At 63.8% G+C, this 18,631-nt stretch carries 17 protein-coding genes; 3 read left to right on the forward strand and 14 right to left on the reverse strand.

The window, feature by feature from the left end; translation table 11 throughout:
- The first annotated feature begins 112 nt into the window (after window positions 1-112).
- On the forward strand, window positions 113-610 hold the full coding sequence (locus CD932_RS03450) for a pyridoxamine 5'-phosphate oxidase family protein (protein ID WP_094441409.1): 498 nt from the start codon (window positions 113-115) through the stop codon (window positions 608-610).
- A 78-nt stretch (window positions 611-688) separates the two neighbouring features.
- A complete protein-coding gene (locus tag CD932_RS03455; RefSeq protein WP_094441410.1) occupies window positions 689-1,279 on the forward strand; it encodes a DUF2239 family protein in 591 nt (196 codons plus the stop codon).
- Between the two features lie 4 nt (window positions 1,280-1,283).
- Here the strand turns inward: CD932_RS03455 and CD932_RS03460 are convergent, their stop codons facing one another.
- The 12 genes from CD932_RS03460 to CD932_RS03515 form a co-directional block, all read right to left on the reverse strand.
- Window positions 1,284-1,559, reverse strand: a complete 276-nt coding sequence (locus tag CD932_RS03460; protein ID WP_141213159.1) for a hypothetical protein — start codon at window positions 1,557-1,559, stop codon at window positions 1,284-1,286.
- A gap of 168 nt (window positions 1,560-1,727) precedes the next feature.
- Window positions 1,728-2,108, reverse strand: a complete 381-nt coding sequence (locus tag CD932_RS03465; protein WP_094441412.1) for a KGG domain-containing protein — start codon at window positions 2,106-2,108, stop codon at window positions 1,728-1,730.
- Between the two features lie 144 nt (window positions 2,109-2,252).
- Entirely contained in the window at window positions 2,253-2,957 is a 705-nt protein-coding gene (gene pdeM, locus CD932_RS03470) for a ligase-associated DNA damage response endonuclease PdeM (protein WP_094441413.1), read from the reverse strand.
- Window positions 2,954-5,419 (reverse strand): ligase-associated DNA damage response DEXH box helicase, encoded by a 2,466-nt coding sequence (locus tag CD932_RS03475; RefSeq protein WP_094441414.1) that lies wholly within the window; start codon window positions 5,417-5,419, stop codon window positions 2,954-2,956. Before CD932_RS03475 ends, pdeM begins: the two co-directional genes overlap by 4 nt.
- A 10-nt stretch (window positions 5,420-5,429) precedes the next feature.
- Entirely contained in the window at window positions 5,430-7,061 is a 1,632-nt protein-coding gene (locus tag CD932_RS03480; RefSeq protein ID WP_094443429.1) for an ATP-dependent DNA ligase, read from the reverse strand.
- Window positions 7,054-8,082 carry a ligase-associated DNA damage response exonuclease gene (locus tag CD932_RS03485; RefSeq protein WP_094441415.1) on the reverse strand — a complete coding sequence of 343 codons (1,029 nt, stop codon included), beginning with the start codon at window positions 8,080-8,082 and terminating at the stop codon, window positions 7,054-7,056. Before CD932_RS03485 ends, CD932_RS03480 begins: the two co-directional genes overlap by 8 nt.
- A 238-nt stretch (window positions 8,083-8,320) precedes the next feature.
- On the reverse strand, window positions 8,321-8,719 hold the full coding sequence (locus CD932_RS03490) for an MAPEG family protein (protein WP_094441416.1): 399 nt from the start codon (window positions 8,717-8,719) through the stop codon (window positions 8,321-8,323).
- A gap of 51 nt (window positions 8,720-8,770) precedes the next feature.
- On the reverse strand, window positions 8,771-12,145 hold the full coding sequence (locus tag CD932_RS03495; RefSeq protein ID WP_094441417.1) for a PAS domain S-box protein: 3,375 nt from the start codon (window positions 12,143-12,145) through the stop codon (window positions 8,771-8,773).
- Window positions 12,142-13,281 carry a hybrid sensor histidine kinase/response regulator gene (locus tag CD932_RS03500; RefSeq protein WP_094441418.1) on the reverse strand — a complete coding sequence of 380 codons (1,140 nt, stop codon included), beginning with the start codon at window positions 13,279-13,281 and terminating at the stop codon, window positions 12,142-12,144. Before CD932_RS03500 ends, CD932_RS03495 begins: the two co-directional genes overlap by 4 nt.
- 172 nt (window positions 13,282-13,453) lie before the next feature.
- Window positions 13,454-14,059, reverse strand: a complete 606-nt coding sequence (locus tag CD932_RS03505; protein WP_094441419.1) for a chemotaxis protein CheB — start codon at window positions 14,057-14,059, stop codon at window positions 13,454-13,456.
- Between the two features lie 3 nt (window positions 14,060-14,062).
- A complete protein-coding gene (locus tag CD932_RS03510) occupies window positions 14,063-14,887 on the reverse strand; it encodes a protein-glutamate O-methyltransferase CheR (RefSeq protein ID WP_254926442.1) in 825 nt (274 codons plus the stop codon).
- Between the two features lie 123 nt (window positions 14,888-15,010).
- A complete protein-coding gene (locus CD932_RS03515) occupies window positions 15,011-15,997 on the reverse strand; it encodes an aldo/keto reductase (protein ID WP_094441421.1) in 987 nt (328 codons plus the stop codon).
- Between the two features lie 87 nt (window positions 15,998-16,084).
- Between CD932_RS03515 and CD932_RS03520 the strand changes: the two genes are divergently transcribed.
- Window positions 16,085-16,969 carry a LysR family transcriptional regulator gene (locus CD932_RS03520; protein ID WP_254926443.1) on the forward strand — a complete coding sequence of 295 codons (885 nt, stop codon included), beginning with the start codon at window positions 16,085-16,087 and terminating at the stop codon, window positions 16,967-16,969.
- Here CD932_RS03520 and CD932_RS03525 read toward each other — a convergent pair whose 3' ends face one another.
- Window positions 16,970-17,566, reverse strand: coding sequence for an O-methyltransferase (locus CD932_RS03525; protein WP_217907228.1), 597 nt, complete (start codon window positions 17,564-17,566; stop codon window positions 16,970-16,972).
- 37 nt (window positions 17,567-17,603) lie between these two features.
- Window positions 17,604-18,500, reverse strand: a complete 897-nt coding sequence (locus CD932_RS03530) for a DMT family transporter (protein ID WP_094441423.1) — start codon at window positions 18,498-18,500, stop codon at window positions 17,604-17,606.
- Between the last annotated feature and the right edge of the window lie 131 nt (window positions 18,501-18,631).

Here is an 18,631-nt window from a genome sequence, read left to right on the forward strand (position 1 = left end):
GTTGAAACATGGAGCGACGGCGGCAACCTGGCTGCAAAGTACGCTGTCGAACAGAGCAAGCGTGGCGTGCGGCCTATGCTGTTGTTCAGGACAACCACACACGGAGCACAGCATGACTTCCTACACCAGCGAACAGATCGCCACCATTGGCGAGAAGATCAACAGCGTCAAATTCGGCATGTTTACCACCAGCGACGACATGCGCACGCTGACCAGCCGCCCGCTGACCCGGCAGCAAGTCGACAGTGAAGGCCAGATCTGGTTTTTCGTTACGGACGAGGCTGCCTATACGCGCGACCTGCTGAACAATCCCCAGGTGAACGTCAGCTTTGCCGAGCCGAGCGACAGCCTGTATGTCTCGGTCTGCGGCCGCGCCGAATTGCTGAAGGACCGCGCCAAGGCGGAAGAACTGTGGAACCCCATCGTCAAGGCCTGGTTCCCTGGCGGGCTCGACGATCCGCACCTGTCGCTGATCAAGGTCACCATCCAGTCGGCCGAATACTGGGACAGCGAAGCGAGCAAGATGCGCCAGTTCTTTGAAATGGCCAAGGCCGCCATCACGGGTGACACGCCGAAAGACCTGGGCGAACACGGCCGCATCGATCTGTAAAATTTTACCCGGATTTTATTGACTTTTAATTTAACCCGGGTAAAATAAGCTGCTACCCTGACACTACAAGGAGGCAGCATGCACCCATCCCCCCTCACCGCCTTTGCCGGCAAGCGCAAGGTTGCCGCCGGCAGCCTGCACGCCGTGGCACAGACGCTCAAGGAACTCGTGACCCTGGAACCCGACGCGCAAATCCTGATTTTCAATGATGACAATGGCCAGCAGATCGACCTGAACCTGCACGGCAGCCTGGCCGAGGTCTTGCTGCGCTTGCCGCAGCAGCGCGAACCAGTGGCAGAGACCATCGCAGCGGCCGCGCCACGCACGGCGGGCCGGCCCAGACTGGGCGTGGTGGCGCGCGAAATCACCTTGCTGCCGCGCCATTGGGAATGGCTGGCAACGCAGCCTGGTGGCGCTTCGGTGGCCTTGCGCAAACTGGTGGAGCATGCGCAGCGCGACAACAAGGCGGTCGACGAACAGCGGCAGGCACGTGAAACGGCCTACCGTGTGATGAGTGCGCTCGCTGGCGATGAAACGGGGTTCGAGGAAGCGAGCCGCGCGCTCTTTGCAGGCCAGCGCGAGGCTTTCATGGAGCAAATAACAACGTGGCCAGCCGACGTGCGCGAGCACATACTGCGGCTGGCGCAAGCGGCCTGGAGCATCAACTGAGGATTCACACGCCAGTGCTGCCCGTGGTATCGGGTGCATCGTCGGCGCTTTGCCGGCTCTGGCCGGCGTTGCCGCCCTGGTACTGGCGTGGCAGCCGGTCAGCGCGCCGCACCTCGCCGATGGAAAACAGGTCATCACCGATATCGAGTCCCTGTTCACTGTCGACCAGCACGAAATGTTCTCCTTCCTGGGCGTGGCTTTGCCGGTTGCCACTGTCCGTTCCGGCAGTTTGCCGATTGCCTGCCTTGTCCGCCGGCTCCGGTGTAGTGTTCTGTGCCATGTCGACCTCCGTCATTGATGTGCTGCATGATTGCAACCTTTCCAGCATAGTCCACGGCGGCGAAGACAGGCATAGGAAGTCATCAGATCAAAGTGCAGGAATTATCCTACACAATTAAACACCAGGCGGCCCGCAAGCCGCCTGTGGTCTCAAACTGCCGTCACGGCGTCAGCTGCCACGGCTGCCGCCGCTGCCCGATGAGCCAGAACTTCCGCTTTGCTTGTTCGGATTGTCCTGCTTCATGCTGGCGTCGTCGCGCCCGCCCGGATTTTGCGCAGTACTGGCGCTTTGCCGGTTGCCATCGTTTTTATGGCTCTGGCTGCCGGCGCGGCGTGCTTCTTCCGACGTGAATTCGTGCGCCGTGCCTTTTTCATGCGCGGCGCGCCCGCCTTCGCTGGCGATTTCACGCTGCTGTTCCGGATCCATGGAGGCAAACCCGCGTTTGCTGGTATCGCTTTGCTTGTTGCCGCCACTACTGCTACCGCTGCTGCTGCTGCCGCTGGCTTTGCCGCCTTGCTGACCCGGTTTGTTGTCACTCGATGTAGCCATGATTCATCTCCTTGATCGTTAGTAACGTCGGTTGTGAAACCACGCTTATGCATGGGAGCAGTCATCTTAGTGCGAGATCGGGCAACTCAAAATAGGAGTATGGCAAGCCAATACGTAGGAACATTCCGTACTGCGGTGGCGCAGTTACGATTGGTTTTTGATCGATGGTATCAGACACTGAGCGGTATCTGGGCCCTGCCCCGGCACGCGAAAAACAGCCGAGTCCGCTGTTACATAGACCTGTTCGTCAGGCAAGGGCTTGAGCGCGTGACCGCCCGTAAACGCGCCAAACGCCGGCAGGATGGCGCGCTGCGGCCCCAGCAAAAAGCAGGGCAGGCGCAAGGTCTCGCGCGCGGCGCGCAAGTGAAACACGGGGTGCACATGGCCGGCGAGCACATAGCCTTCCGTTTCCAGATCGGGGTGATGGCATAGCGCAAACGGCCCCATCCGATGCGGTTCGTCAAGCATGGCGATGCCCAGGCTGGCTGGCGGATCACCCGCATGCAGGTCGTGGTTGCCGCGCACCAGGCACAGGCGCAAAGCCGGATGGCGCGCGCGCCAGCGCTGCATGGCCGCCAGGGTGGCGGGCGCATGGGCCGCCCTGGCGTGCAAAAAATCGCCGAGAAACACGATTTCCTCGCAAGGATAAGCCTCGATCAATTGCTGCAATGCCTGCAAGTTTTCAGTCGTCGTGCCGTGCGGCACCGGCACACCGAGCGAGCGAAACGCGGTGGCCTTGCCGAAATGGATGTCGGCCACGATCAGGGTCTTGCGCGCCGGCCAGTAAATGGCCTTGCTGGCCAGTAGCCACAGCGTTTCGCCGGCCAGTGCAACGATGCTATGCGTCATGCTGCCGCTTTTTCCAGTTCGCGCACCAGGCGCGCCACCCGGTCCGACAGTTTTTCGGTGGTCAGTTTTTCGCGGAAACGCTCGACCATCAGGCCGAAGGCAAACGGCGAGGCGCGCTGCAAGGGGTGCACGCTCAACTGGCGCTGATGCAGCTCGCGCAAGGTGGCGCGCAAGCGCGTCAGTTCCAGTTCCTGCTCCAGCACTTCGCGCTGCGCCTGCGTGAGCAGCAGATTGCCCGCGTCATGCTTGCGAAACACTTCAAAGAACAGCGACGACGAAGCCTGCAACTGGCGCGTGCTTTTCGGCTGGCCCGGATAGCCCTGGAATACCAGGCCGGCAATGCGGGCGATTTCACGAAAGCGCCGCTGCGACAGTTCGGTCGCATTCAGGCTGGCCAGCACGTCTTCCAGCAGATTATCCAGGCTGAACAGGGCAACGGCGTTGCCCGTGCCAAAGGCAAACAGCGGCGCAAAATCGAGGTCGTCGGCGCCCAGCAATTCAAAACCGTAATCGTTGACGGCGATCGACAGGGTGGCCGGCTGCACGCGCGCAATCCGGTACGCCAGCAGGGATGCCAGGCCCAGGTGCACCGAGCGGCCGGCGAACGGATACAAAAACAGATGCCGGCCTTCGCGGCTGGACAAGGTTTCGACCAGCAGGCTGGCGCGCGTTGGCAGGCTGGACCATTTCTGCTGGATCGCCAGCAAGGGCGCCAGCGCGCGCATTTCCGGTCCCGTCGCCGTGCCCTCCTGCGCCTGCTGCAACTGGTCGAGCACGGCGTGCGCCAGTTCCGACGACAGCGGCATCTTGCCGCCCTGCCAGCGCGGCACGGCGCCACGGCTGCCGGTGGCGCGCCGCACATAGGCCGTCATCTCGTGCACGCGCACGAATTCAAGGATGCGTCCGCCAAACAGGAAATGGTCGCCTTGCTTCAGGCGCGAAATAAACGATTCCTCGATGCTGCCGATCTTGCCGCCGCTCATGTATTTCACCTGGATAGCCGACTCGGACACAATCGTGCCGATGCTCATGCGGTGGCGCCGCGCCAGCGCCGCGTCCGGCACGCGATACACCTCCTCTTCGTCCGGCAGCACGCGCCGGTATTCGGGATACACGGTGAGGCTCTGCCCGCCGCGTGCGACAAAGTCCAGCGCCCATTGCCATTCGTCAAGCGTCAATTGCCGGTACGACCAGGCCGTGCGCACTTCCTGGTACAGCTCTGGCGACCGGAAGCCGCCGCCGAGCGCGATCGTCACCAGATGCTGCACCAGCACATCGAGCGGTTTGTCGGGCACCTGGCGCGCTTCGAGCTGGCCTTGCGCCAGCGCCTGGCGCGCGCCGGCCGCTTCCAGCAATTCCAGGCTGTTGGTCGGCACCAGGGTCACGCGCGAGACGCGCCCCGGCGCGTGGCCGCTGCGCCCGGCACGCTGCACCAGTCGCGCAATGCCCTTCGCGCTGCCGATCTGCAATACCCGCTCGACCGGCAAAAAATCCACGCCAAGGTCCAGGCTGGAGGTGCACACCACGGCCTTTAATGTCCCTGATTTCAGGCTCCGCTCGACCCACTCGCGCACCTCGCGCGCCAGGGAACCATGGTGCAGGGCAATCAGCCCGGCCCAGTCCGGCCGCGCATCGATCAGGTGCTGGTACCAGATTTCAGCCTGCGAGCGCGTATTGGTAAACACCAGAGTGCTGGCGCTGGCCTCGATCTGCGCAATCAAGGGCTGCAGCATCTGGATGCCCAGATGGCCGCCCCAGGGAAAGCGCATCGGGCTCAAAGGTATCAGACTGTCGACCACGATGCGCTTGCGCACCTTGCCTTCGACCAGCACGCCGGCGTTGTGTTCACCGAGCAGTACCTCCTGCGCCTGCCGCAAGTTGCCCAAGGTAGCCGATACGCCCCAGGTAATCAATGCCGGATTCCAGCGCCGCAAGCGCGCCAGCGCCAGCTGCACCTGCACGCCGCGCTTGCTGCCCAGCAGTTCGTGCCACTCGTCGACAATCACCGTTTCAAGCAGATTGAAGCGTTCATGGGCAGCGGCCTGGCTGAGCATTAACGACAGGCTTTCGGGAGTCGTTACCAGCACATCTGGCCAGGCTGCCGACTGGCGCGCGCGCTGTGCCGCGCTGGTGTCGCCGGTGCGCGCCTCGATGCGCCAGCCAGGGGCCAGCGCTTCGCCTGATGCCTGCAGCGCGCGCACGGTATCGGCCGCCAGGGCGCGCATCGGTGTGATCCACACCACGCGCAAGCCCTGCTTGCGGCTGTTGCGCACCAATCGATCAGCGCGCAACAAGGCGCCGAACCAGACGGCATAGGTCTTGCCGGAACCGGTGCTGGCGTGCAGCATGCCGGACTGGCCACTGGCCGCCGCGCGCCAGACGGCGCGCTGGAACGGAAACACGGTCCAGCCTTTTGCCGCGAACCAGTCATCGATGCGCTGCGCCAGCGCGCTTTTGCTCACGGTATTACTTTCATTGAGTACCCGTCAACAGGGCTTTCAGCGTGTCGAGCGTATCGGCGTCGACTATCGCCTTGTCGTCGCGCTGACGCAAGATGCGCGGAAAGCGCACGGCGATGCCGGCCTTGTGGCGGTTTGAGGCGGCGATGCCCTCGAAGCCGATCTCGAACACCAGCGTCGGCTTGACGCTGCGCACGGGGCCGAATTTTTCGATGGTCGTCTTGCGGATCACGGCATCGACCTTGCCGATTTCAACGTCGCTCAAGCCCGAATAGGCCTTGGCAAACGGCACCAGTTTGCGCTGGCCGTTCTCGTCGTCATCCCATACGGCAAAGGTATAGTCGGTGTACAGCGAAGCGCGCCGGCCATGGCCGGCCTGGGCGTAGATCAGCACGGCGTCGACGGAAAAAGGATCGATCTTCCATTTCCACCAGGTGCCCACATCCTTGGTGCGGCCCACGCCATAGGCAGCCGATACCGCCTTGAGCATCATGCCTTCCACGCCGCGCGCGCGCGACTCCTCGCGCATCGCCGCCAGGTCTTCCCAGCTGCCGGCCGCGATGCGCGGCGACAGGCGCAGCACCGGGTCGGCTATCTTTTCTATCAACGTTTCCAGCAGTGCCCGCCGCTCGTGCTGCGGCAGGTGGCGGATATCGACGCCGTCGAGTTCCAGCACATCGTAGGCGACCAATGCCGCCGGCAATTCGGCCAGCAGCTTGCTTGATACCGTCTTGCGGCCCATGCGCTTTTGCAGGTCGGCAAATGGCGCTGGCATGTCGCCCGGCCGCCAGATCACAATTTCGCCATCGATCACGCAGCCTTCCGGCAAGGCCAGGCGCGCCAGTTCGGGAAAGCGTTCGGTGATCAGTTCCTCGCCGCGCGACCACAGCCAGCTGGCGCCGTCGCGGCGCAGCAGCTGGGCCCGCATGCCATCGTATTTCCATTCGACAAGCCAGTCGCTTACCTCGCCCAGGGTCTCCGGCGCTGCCTGCAGCGGGTGAGCCAGGAAGAACGGATAGGACTGGCCGCCGCGCAACGCATGTTCGCCGTCGGACTCCTCGCTGATCAGTTTCAAGAAACCGGCGCCGGTGGGGCTGACCTTGCCATCGGTCCAGCCCATCAGGCGCTGCGCGATCAGCTTGCTGTCGACCGCCGCGATGGCGCTCAGCGCGCGCGTGACCAGCAGTTTCGAGACACCAACCCGGAAGCCGCCGCCGATCAGCTTGGTCAACAGAAAGCGTTCGCGTGTTTCCAGTTCATCCCAAAACCCTAGCAAGGCGCTGCGGATGGTCTCGGGCGCCGCGCCGCGCAAGGGCGCGATGCGCTGCTCGACCCATGCGGCCAGGCCGATATCGCTGACGTGAGCAGGCGCGGGCAGGATCAGGGCAATGGTTTCGGCCAGATCGCCCACCGCGTGATAAGCCTCGTCGAACAGCCAGGTATCGAGCACGGCCGCTTCGGTGGCGTATTCGCGCAGCAATTTGATCGGCACGGCCTGGCGCGGCTTGCCGCCGGCCAGAAAATACACGGCCCAGGCCGCATTTTCGGGCGCGGCGCTGGAAAAATACGCCTGCAGGGCGGCGAGCTTGCGGCTGGTGGAGGTGGTTTCGTCGAGCTCGGCGTACAGACGGGCAAACTCACGCATGGGGCGCTCCAGCCGCATCCACCAGCGCATCGGCCGCTTCGTCATCGCCATATTCGGTCTCGAAGCCGCCCGCCTGCCAGCCGTTCTGCTGCAGCCAGCGCACCATGACGGGAACCGAGCCATGCGTGACGATCACGCGCTCGGCTTGCGTGGCCTTGATGGCGCGCATCAGCCCGGGCCAGTCGGCGTGGTCGGACAGGACAAAGCCGCGATCAACGCCGCGCCGGCGGCGCGCCCCGCGCAGCAGCATCCAGCCGCTGGCAAACGCATCGCTGTAGTCGCCGAAGCGCTTCATCCAGGCCGAGCCCTCGGCCGACGGCGGCGCGATGACCATCGCCGTCGTCAAGGCCGCCTTGTCCGGCACCTCGCCCGCCATCATGGTGGGCGGCAGCACCACGCCGCAGGCGCGGTAGACCTCGGTCAGTGCCTGCGCCGCGCCATGGCAGACGATGGGACCGATCGCGGGGTCGAGCCCGGCCAGGATGCGCTGGGCCTTGCCGAAGGCATAGCAGAACAGCACGCTGGTGCGCCCCTCGGCCGCGTTCTTGCGCCACCATTGATTGATTTCGTCGTAGATTTCCTGCGACGGTTGCCAGCGGTAGATCGGCAAGCCAAACGTGGATTCGGTAATGAAGGTATGGCAGCGCACCGGTTCGAACGGCAAACAGGTCGGGTCGCTTTCGAGCTTGTAGTCGCCCGAGGCCACCCACACTTCGCCGCCGTGCTCCATGCGTACCTGGCTGGACCCGAGCACATGGCCGGCCGGATGCAGCGAGACGGTCACGCCGTTGCGGGTGATGCGTTCGCCATATTGCAGGCCAAGGATGGAGACGCAACCGAGGCGCGACTGCAACACTTTCACGCCAGACGCCGCGCTCAGGTAATGGCCATGGCCCGCGCGCGCATGGTCGGCGTGCGCATGCGTGATGATGGCGCGCTCGACCGGGCGCCACGGGTCGATATAAAACTGGCCCGGCACACAATACAGGCCTTCCTTGCGCACTACCACCATGTCGCTCATGCCAGTCCCAAGTCGAGAAATTCTGCAATGAGAGCATTTTAGCGAAACGACGCATCACCCTCTGTCCGACAACGCACACTATATGGGTGCGACGAACTCGGCCATGAATGTCCTGGTGGTATTTTCAGGAAACTCGATGGTGACCTGCTCGCCCGCCATCGACAGCACGGTGCCGATATGAAAGCGCGGCACGCGCACCCGGCTGCCATAGCACGGCTACCACCGCCTTTGCAGAACTTCAGGAAGCCAACAGGATGGCCCAGAACAGCATCAGCAAACCGAGTACCGAGACGCACCACACGAGCGTGCGCACGACGGGAATGCCGAACGCATACAGGGGCAAGTACAGCACGCGCGCGCCCAGGTACAGCGCCGCGCCGTACAAGGTGAGCTTGTTATGTATCCCTGCCACATGAGCGATCAGCACGGCGACGGCGAACAGCGGCAAGGTTTCGAACAGATTGGCCTGGGCCCGCTTCAGGCGGGCGGTGACCTTGCCCACCGGCGGACCGGCCTCGTCGCGCGCGCTCATATTGTATTGGGTGCCCGTTTCGCGGTTGCGAAACGACGAGGGCAGCAGGATCTGCACCAGCGCCAGCACCAGGGTCCAGCCCAGCAGGGTCAATTCAGGAGTCATGCTTGTCTTTCAAGATAAAGGGGGTGAGAAGCCGGGCACGCAACGCCCGGCTCAGGCTTGTTCCAGCGCGGCCTGCAATTCCAGCAGGTCGTAGGGCTTGCGCAGCACGCTGGCTGAAAAGCCCAGCTCGTCCATCGATTCCTTGCCGTAACCGGTGGAAAAGATGATGCGCATGCCAGGTTTGTCGCGCAGCACCATGCGCGCCAGGGCGATGCCCGACATGCCAGGCAAGCTGACGTCGGTAAACAGGATGTCGAAGTCTTGTTCTTTGAGCAATTCCCATGCCGATTCGCCGTCCGACACGCCGCTGACCGTATGGCCCAGCATGCCCACCAGTTCGCACACCATCAGCTGGGAATCGAGATTGTCTTCCACCACCAGGATTTTCAGCGAGCCTGGCACGTCTGCCTGCGGCACCGGCGCGTGGCCCGCCAGATCGAGTCCCGGCGTGCCGGTTTGCGCGTTGGTGGCCGCCGGCGTGGCGTACCAGTCGAGCTGGCGCGCCCGCATTTGCTGCTGGCGGTTGGCCAGCACATGGCGCAGCTTGCGCGCCAGTTCTTCGCGCCGGTACGGCTTGCTCAGCAACTCCACGCCCGGATCGAGCCGGCCTTCGTGCACGATCACGTCCTGCGCATAGCCGGACGTAAACAGCACGGCGATATCGGGCTGCATGTCGCGCGCCATGCGCACCATGTCGGTGCTGCGCACGGGGCCGGGCATGATTACGTCGGTAAACAGCAAATCGATCTGCGCGCCGCTTTGCAGCACGGCCAGCGCGCTTTCTCCATCCTCGGCCTTGAGCACCTTGTAGCCCAGGTTGCCCAGCATGTCGACCACGGTGGCGCGCACGCCCACATCGTCTTCCACCACCAGCACGGTTTCCGTGCCACCCGTGACCACGCCGCTCAACTCCACGTCGTCCGCCGCTTCCGCCATCAGGGTGCGCGGCAGGTAAATCTTGACGCCCGTACCATGACCCGGCTCGCTGTAGATGCGGATATGGCCACGGCTTTGCGTGACAAAACCATAGGCCATCGACAAGCCCAGTCCCGTGCCCGCCCCTTCGGGCTTGGTGGTAAAGAACGGCTCGAACGCGCGCTGCAGCACCGGGCCGCTCATGCCCTTGCCGGTATCGGTCACCGACAGCATCACGTACTGGCCGGCCGGCACGTCGAGCTTGTGCACGTACTGCTCGTCGAGTATCACATTGCCCAATTCGATGGTCAGCTTGCCCACGCCGTCCATGGCGTCACGCGCATTGATGGCAAGGTTCAGGATCACGTTTTCGATCTGGCCACGGTCGACCAGGGTATTCCACAGGCCGGCGCCGCCCACCAGCACGATATCGATCGCTTCGCCCAGCGCGCGCCGCAACAGCGCGTCCATATTGCGCACCACGCGCGACAGATCGGCCACCACCGGCTGCAGGGGCTGGCGGCGGGCAAAGGCCAGCAAGTGCGACGACAGCTTGGCGCCGCGCTCGACGGCGGCAATCGCCGTATCGAGCCGCTGGCGCATCACGCCATCGTTGCCGGACAAATGGTGCAACAGGTGCAGATTGCCGGAGATAATTTGCAGCACATTGTTGAAGTCGTGCGCGATACCGCCCGTCAACTGCCCGACCGCTTCCATTTTTTGCGCCTGGCGCAGGGCGTCTTCGGCCTTGGTGCGCTCGCTCACTTCCTGTTCGACCCGGTGCTCGAGCGTTTCGTTCAATTCGTGCAGCGCTTTTTCCATCCGCCGCCGCTCGGTGATATCGGTCTTGACGGCGATCAGGGAGCGGGTTTGACCGTTCTCATCGACCAGGCGACTGACATTGCTCGACACCCAGACCTGCATGCCGTCCGGTTTCAGATAGCGTTTTTCCAGGCTGAACGATTCACCCGTTTCCACCAGCCGCCGGAACAGCAGGGTGTTGCCCGGCACATCGTCCGGGTGCATGATCTCGTTCATGTTCATGCTCAGCAGCTCTTCGGACGAGCGGCCCAGCATCGTGCACAGGGCGCCGTTGACACGCTGGAAGCTGCCATCGAGGCCCAGTTCCGACAGGCCGACCGCAGCCTGGCCGAAGATCGCGGCCATGCGCTCCTGGCTGGCGTGCAGCTCATTTTCGATCAGGCGCCGCTCGGTCACATCGAACGACACGCCGACATAGCGGCGTTGCCCAGGCGACGGGCCTTCGAGCACTTCACCCTGGCGCGCGATCCAGCGCACCTGGCCGTCAAGCGGGCGGCGCACGCGGTATTCCACGTATTCGAGCGGATTTTGCGACTGCTGCAGGCGGCTGGGGCCGACTTTATCCTGGTCGCGCAGGTCGACCAGGCCCACCAGCAATTGCTGCGTCACCGGCTCATCGTCGGCGATGCCCCAGATGCGGCGGAAGGTCGGCGACACGTCCATCTTGCCCGTTTCGGGAAACCACTCGAAAGTGCCGATACCGCCAGCCTGCTGGGCCAGGCGCAGCCGCTCGTCGCCCTCGATGCGTTCCGTCACATCGCTGCCTTCGACCAGGATGCCGACCACCATCCCATCGTCGTCCTTGATCGGCTGGTAGACGAAGTCGAGATGGCGCCGCCGCTGTTTTCCGTCGGCCGTGTTCAGGTCTACCTTCAACTGGCGCCCCTCGAACGGCACGCCGCTGCGGTAGACCTCGTCAAGCAGGTCGATAAAGCCCTGCTCGCGCACTTCCGGCAAGGCCTCTTCGACTGTCTTGCCCAGCAGTTCGCTGCGCCCCACCAGCCTGATGTAATGTTCGTTGGCCAGCTCAAAAATATGTTGCGGGCCGCGCAACACGGCCATGAAACTGGGCGCCTGCTCGAACAGGGCGCGCAACAGGCCGCGCTCTTCGGCCACGCGCCGGTTGGCGTCGCGCGCCGCTTCCGCTTCGGCCTGCAGCGCATCATGCGCGGCGCCCAGTTCGGCCGTGGCCAGCTTGAGCTGGCGTCCTTCCTCCAGGCGTGCCGTCAGTTCCAGCGCCGTGCACAGCACGCCGCCGACCTGGCCGTCATCGCCGTGCACGGGTGTGTGGAACAGGTCGAAATAATGCTCGACCGGCACGCCGTGGTGCAGCAACGGCAAGATGCACTGGCGGTGCACCTGGGCTTCGCCGCACAGGCCCGCCGCCAGGATGCGCGCATACCAGTCCCATATGTCGGGCCACACCTCGGACACGGTGGCGCCCAGCGCGGCCGGATGACGCCCGGCGGCAATCTTTGCATATTCATCGTTGTAGATCATCACATGCCGCGGCCCCCACATCAGCACCATCGCCATCGGCGAATTGAGCACGATGTCGACGCCGGTGCGCAAGCTGGCCGGCCAGCCGTCCATGGCGCCCAGGCTGGTGGCGGACCAGTCGAAGTGGCGCACCCGCTCGCCCATGGCGCCGCCGCCGTGCCGCAGGCAAGGATGCAGGGCGTCGTTCATGGCGCCGCCACCACAGTGTCGGCAAGCGCCCGCACCTTGCCATCGCACTGGCGCGGCAGGGTCAAGGTGAAGATCGTGCCCTGGGTGGCCGAGGAACTGACCTGCACCGTGCCGCCATGCGCCTTGACAAACATGTTGACCGTGTACAGCCCCAGGCCCAGACCCTGCCCCGTCCTGCGCTTTTCACCACCCTGGTGGAATGGTTCGAACAGGGCCGGCAGCAACGACGGGTCGAGTTCGCCCCGGTTCAGCACGCGCAGTTCGACATGGTCGGCGGCGCGCCCATCGAGCTCCAGCCGCACCGGCGCACCAGGCTCGCCATGCGTGAGCGCATTGGCCAGCAGGTTGGAAATAACTTGCGACAACAGCCCGGCGTCGCACTCGGCATGCAGCTCGCCGACATGGCTCATCGCGATGCGCGCAGGCTGGCCCGGCATGTCGAATTCGTCGACGATGGCCAGCGCCAGTGCCTGGTAGTCGTGCACGCCCAGACGCAGCTCCATGGTGCCCGAGCGTATGCGCGCCAGGTCCAGCAACTGGTCGACCATGCGCGCCATGCGCTTGGCGCTGCTCTCGATGCGCTGCGCCGTGATGATGACCCTGGGATGCTCGCTCATCATCGGCAACAGCATGGCGCCATTCATCACCACCGACAGCGGCGTGCGCAAATCGTGCCCGAGCACGGCCGTGAACAGTTCATTCAGGTGCAGCGCATGTTTGAGTTCGGCAAGCTGGGACGACAGTTCGCGTTTTTGCTGATACAGCTGTACCAGCACCTGCACCTTGCTTTGCAGGGCCATGACATCGATCGGCTTGAACAGGAAATCGACGGCGCCCGCCTCGTAGCCGCGAAAGCTGTAGCTCGGCTCGCGCGTGGCGGCCGTCAGGAAGATCAGGGGGATATCGCGCGTGCGCGCGCTGCCGCGTATCAGTTCGGCCAGCTCGAAGCCATCCATCTGCGGCATCTGCACGTCGAGCAGGGCCAGCGCCACCTCGTGGGTCAGCAGCATCTCCAGCGCTTCGGCGCCCGAGTTGGCCTTCAGGATAACAATGCCGGGACGGGCCAGCACGGCCTCCAGGGCAACCAGGTTTTGCGCGATGTCGTCAACGACAAGAATATGGATAGGTGCGGTCACGGATCAGTCTTCAGGCATCGCGACGGCCAGCCGGCAGCGTGCGTTTCAATAAAAAAATAACAAACAAGAATGTCGATACAGGAAACTCAACTCTGGCGCGGTAATGTGCATTTTCATATCATCTTACACGTACTGCGCCATCCTTACCGCCGGACCTGCGCAAGCGTGCAGCTCAGTTTGTCAACAGGGCCAGGCTGGCGGCCAGTTGCCCGATATCGAGCAGGCGGTCGGCGCCGGCCAGCCTGAGCGCGGCAGCCGGCATGGCGGGCGACGACGCCGTCGCCGGATCCTGGACCCAGGCGCCGCCACCGAGCTGGCGCACTTTTGCCAGCCCCTGCGCGCCATCGGCCGAAGCGCCCGTCAGGATAATGGCCAGCATCTCGCGCCGGTAGGCGCAGGCCGCCGTTTCCAGCAGCACATCGATGGACGGGCGCGAAAAATACACGGGCGCTTCGAGCGACAGCGAAAAGCTGCGGTCAGGCTCGATCTGCAAATGGTAGTCGGGCGCGGCAAAGTACACCACGCCCGGCTGCAACGGTTCCTTGTCCTGCGCTTCGCGGATCGGCAGCAGGCAGCGCGCTGCGTACAGCAGCGGCAAGCGGCTCGAACGCCCGGGCGCCAGGTGCAGCACCACCACCACGCTGGCGCGGCAGCTGGCAGGCAAGGCGCATAACAGCAAGCCCAGCGCTTCGACGCCGCCGGCCGAGGCGCCGATGGCGATCAGGCGCAGCCCTTCGGGCGGGGCGGCGATCTCGGTCAACGGGGCGCGATGCTGCATGGTTCAGGCCCGCTGGAAGATTTTTTCGGCCTGGCACAACTCGCGGAAGTTGCCCGCGTGCCGGCTGAAATGCAGGCTTTCCTTCATGCCCAGGCCCAGGAAGCCCCGGTTGACCAGCGCTTCGTGAAACAGGCCCAGCGCGCGGTCCTGCAACTCCTTGTTAAAGTAAATCATCACATTGCGGCAAGAGACCATGTGCACCTCGGAAAACACCGTATCGGTCGCCAGGCTGTGGTCGGCAAACACGAAATGGCGACGCAGCCGGCGCTCAAAAATGGCGCCCTTGTAAGCGGCCGTATAATAGCCGGACAAGGAACGCTTGCCGCCCGCCTGCCGGTAATTGTCGCTGAACTGGGCGATGCGGTCGACCGCATAAATGCCGGCCTCGGCGGCGGCCAGCGCCTCGACATTGATATCGGTGGCGTAAATCATGGTGCGTTCCAGCAAACCTTCTTCCTCCAGCAGGATGGCCAGCGACCACACTTCCTCGCCACTGCTGCAGCCGGCTACCCAGATCTTGATCGAGGGGTAGGTGTGCAGCAGCGGCACGACTTTTTCGCGCAGCGCGCGAAAATATGCCGGGTCACGGAACATCTCGCTGACCTGCACCGTAAAGAACTGCAGCATCTGCAGGAACAGGGCCGGTTCGCGCAAGATGCGCTCCTGCAACTGCGACAAGCTCGCACAAGCGAAACGCCCGAGCGCCTGGCGCATGCGCCGGCGCAGCGAGGCCACCGAGTAATCGCGGAAGTCATGCTGATACCGCAGCAATATTGCTTCCAACAATAATTTCAGCTCAATATCAAAAATCGCATCGTCATCTAACAAGGGTTTTCCGCCTTTGCCTGGTTTCCCGTAGTACATGGGGACCAGATTGATGCTAGCAGATCGTCCTGCATTTTTCCTTATCAAAAGATCCGTATACGTTCGCTAACGAACACTGAGCAGCCATCAGGCGTCCACGCCCTTCATTCCCTCGTCGGTATAGCGCGCGCCCGCAGCCAGCCCCGGCGGGAATGCCTGCGCGATGACGGCCAGCTCGTCCGTGCTCAAGCGCAGCTCCAGCGCGCCGAGGTTGTCGCGCAGATAAGCAATACGCCTGGTGCCCGGTATCGCAATGATATCGTCGCCCTGCGCCAGCAACCAGGCCAGCGCCAGCTGGGCGGGGCTGCAACCTTTCTGCTGCGCCAGTTGCCGCACGAGCGCCACGATGGCCAGGTTGCGCGACACATTTTCATCCGCAAAGCGCGGATTGAAACGGCGAAAATCATTGGCATCGAGCTTGGCAACATCCTCGATGGCACCCGTCAGAAAGCCGCGCCCCAGTGGACTGTAGGCAACAAAGCTCGTGCCCACCTGGCGGCAGGCGGCCAGCACGCCCTGCTCCGGTTCGCGCGTCCACAGCGAGTATTCGCTTTGCACGGCGGCCACCGGCGCGATCGCGGCGGCGCGCAGCAACGTGCCGGGCCCGACTTCGCACAGGCCGATCGCGCCGATCTTGCCTTCCTGGCGCAACTGCGCCAGCGCGCCCATCGACTCTTCCAGAGGCGTGTCGAGGTTGACCCTGTGCAGGTAATACAGATCGATGGTGTCGACGCCGAGCCGCTTCAACGACGCCTCGCAGGCCTGGCGGATATAGGCGGCGCTGTTGTCGACGCGGCGCGCATAACTTCCCGGCTCGCGCGCCAGGCCGCACTTGGTGGCCACCAGCACGCGCGAACGCCGGCCTTGCAAAAAGCGGCTCAGCAATTGTTCGTTATGGCCAAAGCCATAGGTGTCGGCCGTATCGAACAACGTCATGCCGGCGTCGCAGGCCGCCTCCAGCGTGGCCAGCGACTGCGCGTCGTCGGTGGTGCCATAGAATTCGGACATGCCCATGCAGCCCAGGCCCAGCGCCGCAGTGCTCAAGCCACTCAAACCGATTTTTCTTTGTTGCATGTTGATACTCCAGAGATGGTTGGGTAGCAGCAGTGTGCACCGGCCTGGCCAGGCCGGGAATGTCCGATTTCGTGATACCTTTATGGTATGAGAACCCTGGACAGCCACGCCTTGACCCTGTTTTGTACGGTAGCCCGCTGCCTGAACTTTCGCCAGGCGGCGCAGCAATTGCACATGACGCAGCCGCCGCTGTCGCGTGCCATCAAGACGCTGGAAGACAGATTGGGCGTGCGCCTGTTCGAGCGCGATACCCACGGCGTGGCGCTGACCGATGCCGGCGCGACCCTGCTGCCGCAGGCGCTGCAGATCCTGGCCTTGCTGGACAAGGCCGAGCGCTCGCTGTTACGCGGCAGCGCAGCGCCGCGGTTGCGCCTGGGATTGACAAGTTCGGTCGAAGCGGGCCTGTTCCGCCCGCTGCTGGCGCAACTGGCCACACTGCGTCCGGCGACCCGGCTGCACTTGCAGGCGGGGCCATCGCCGGCACTGGTGACGGCCGTACGCAAGGGCAAGCTCGACGCGGCGCTGGTGGCCTTGCCCGCCAATACCTTTGAACTGGCGGTGCGGCCGATGCTGCGCCAGCGCATGATGGTGGCCTTGCCATCCGGCCACGCGCTGGCGCGCAAGCGCACCGTGAGGCTGGCGGACCTGCAGGACGTCCCCGTCTACTGGTTCGAGCGGGCGCGCCAGAGCGCCTTCTTTGATCATTGCCAGCAGGTATTCCAGCGCCACGGCTACGATCCCGTGTTTCTGCGCGAACCCGTGGACCATCATGTACTGCTGGCGCAGGTGGCCGCCGGCACCGGTGCGGCGCTGCTGGCCGACTCGTTTCGCGCGCTGCGCCTGGCCGGCGTGGCCTATCGCGTGCTGGCCGAAGGCGAGGAACTGGCGCTGCAGCTTGCCCTCGTGTCGCCGCCGCAGCATGCCCATGCGGCGCTGGAGTTGCTGCACACGCTGAAAGCAACCATCGTCTGATCAGTTGCGTGCCTTGACGGCGATAAATTCGCCCTTGCCGACCGGCACCAGGCAAGTGGTATAACGCGTGTCAAGCCGTATGCCGTCAAGAAACGCCGCCATCTCCTCGTAGTGCGAGGTGGCGTTGTCGATTACCAGCACGCCGCCCGGCGCCAGCACCCGGTCCAGCTGCGGCCACCACGCCTGGTACTGGCTACGCGCCGAATCGAGGAAAATAAAATCCCAGGCGCCGTCTTGCGCTGCGCGCAGCACGTCGCCAGCATCACCGAGTTTCTGTTCGATCACGCCAGCCAATTGCGCCCGCACAAAGTTCGCCTGCGCCATGGCGAATTTGTCGCCGGCCTGCTCGACCGTCACCACCGTGCCTTGCAAGGCTTGCGCCGCGCGCGCCAGCCACAAGGTGGAGTAGCCATTCGAGGTGCCGATTTCCAGCAGCCGCCGCGCGCCGCGCGCCTGTATCAGCACCGCCAGCAGTTCGCCCGTATCGCGCGTGATATTGAGCATGCGGCTGCCCCGTTCCGACTGCGCCGCATCGTTGGCGATGCCGAACGCTTCGAGTTCGCTCAGCAAGGTTTCGACGCTGATCCTGGTGTTCATGGTTCGCTCCTGGCAAAAATACCAGCATGGCAAAATATCATGCCTGCCTGGCCTTGGCCCGCAACGGTTGCTTGAGCAGTTGCACCATCAGCACGCCCAGCAAGGTGACGCCGCCGCCGATCACATCGTAGGCGTGCAGGGTTTCACCGAGAAACAGCATGGCGATGATCACGGTAAACACTGGCAGCAGATTCATCAGGGTGGTGGCGCGGCTCGGGCCCAGTTTAGCCAGCCCATGCATCCACAAAAACGGCGCGACGATGGAGGCAGGGATGCCGGCAAACAACACCAGCGGTAGGCCGGCTTTGGACACAGGCGGTGCCGACTGGCTCAGGTAATAGATGAACAGCACTGGCACGGCGCACCACACCTGCACCAGCAGCGAATGCCAGTTATTGAGCGGAATTTTCCAGCGCTTGAGCAGTACGCCATAGCCGGCATACGCCAGGCAGGCGAGCAGCATCAAGCCATCGCCGACGGCGGCGCCATGCGCCAGCAGCGCCAGCGGATCGCCATGGCTGAGCAGGTACGCCAGGCCCAGCAGCGACACCAGGCCGCCAAACACGCCACCCACGGTGGCCGCCTCGTTCAACAGCATGACCGACAGGCCCACCGCCAGCAGTGGCATCATCGACGCCAGGATGCCCATGTTCGTGGCCGAGGTGGTCTGCGCGGCGATATACGCCAGGCACTGGTACAGCACCATGCCCAGCATACCCAGCACAAACAATTTTCCCAGGTAAGGCTGGACAAGGGCGCGCTGCTTCCATACCGGGCGGCCGAAGGCCAGCGCCAGCAGCACGCCGGCCAGCAGCCAGCGGAAAAACGAAATGGCGGCCGGATCGATCACGCCGACGGCCATCTTGCTGACGATGGTATTGATGGCCCAGATCAGTACGGCGATCACGGGAAACAGATAATGCCTGGCCTGCATGGCGACTCCTCGGTTCAAGAGCACGCATTTTCGCACGGGCGCCCAGTTGCCGTTGGCCAGCCGCAAGGAGGCACGATGAGCCGCCTGGCATCAATGCTAAAATCAGAACCTCTTTCAATCAGCAAAAGGAT

The organism is Janthinobacterium sp. PC23-8 (assembly GCF_002250505.1).
GTDB lineage: Bacteria > Pseudomonadota > Gammaproteobacteria > Burkholderiales > Burkholderiaceae_D > Janthinobacterium.

What these genes read in the sequence shown, in the direction of transcription:
- CD932_RS03450 (WP_094441409.1), top strand. Translation starts at nt 113, where the DNA reads ATGACTTCCTACACCAGCGAACAGATCGCCACCATTGGCGAGAAGATC.
- CD932_RS03455 (WP_094441410.1), top strand. Translation starts at nt 689, where the DNA reads ATGCACCCATCCCCCCTCACCGCCTTTGCCGGCAAGCGCAAGGTTGCC.
- CD932_RS03460 (WP_141213159.1), bottom strand. Translation starts at nt 1,559, where the DNA reads ATGGCACAGAACACTACACCGGAGCCGGCGGACAAGGCAGGCAATCGG.
- CD932_RS03465 (WP_094441412.1), bottom strand. Translation starts at nt 2,108, where the DNA reads ATGGCTACATCGAGTGACAACAAACCGGGTCAGCAAGGCGGCAAAGCC.
- pdeM (WP_094441413.1), bottom strand. Translation starts at nt 2,957, where the DNA reads ATGACGCATAGCATCGTTGCACTGGCCGGCGAAACGCTGTGGCTACTG.
- CD932_RS03480 (WP_094443429.1), bottom strand. Translation starts at nt 7,061, where the DNA reads ATGCGTGAGTTTGCCCGTCTGTACGCCGAGCTCGACGAAACCACCTCC.
- CD932_RS03485 (WP_094441415.1), bottom strand. Translation starts at nt 8,082, where the DNA reads ATGAGCGACATGGTGGTAGTGCGCAAGGAAGGCCTGTATTGTGTGCCG.
- CD932_RS03490 (WP_094441416.1), bottom strand. Translation starts at nt 8,719, where the DNA reads ATGACTCCTGAATTGACCCTGCTGGGCTGGACCCTGGTGCTGGCGCTG.
- CD932_RS03495 (WP_094441417.1), bottom strand. Translation starts at nt 12,145, where the DNA reads ATGAACGACGCCCTGCATCCTTGCCTGCGGCACGGCGGCGGCGCCATG.
- CD932_RS03505 (WP_094441419.1), bottom strand. Translation starts at nt 14,059, where the DNA reads ATGCAGCATCGCGCCCCGTTGACCGAGATCGCCGCCCCGCCCGAAGGG.
- CD932_RS03515 (WP_094441421.1), bottom strand. Translation starts at nt 15,997, where the DNA reads ATGCAACAAAGAAAAATCGGTTTGAGTGGCTTGAGCACTGCGGCGCTG.
- CD932_RS03520 (WP_254926443.1), top strand. Translation starts at nt 16,085, where the DNA reads ATGAGAACCCTGGACAGCCACGCCTTGACCCTGTTTTGTACGGTAGCC.
- CD932_RS03525 (WP_217907228.1), bottom strand. Translation starts at nt 17,566, where the DNA reads ATGAACACCAGGATCAGCGTCGAAACCTTGCTGAGCGAACTCGAAGCG.
- CD932_RS03530 (WP_094441423.1), bottom strand. Translation starts at nt 18,500, where the DNA reads ATGCAGGCCAGGCATTATCTGTTTCCCGTGATCGCCGTACTGATCTGG.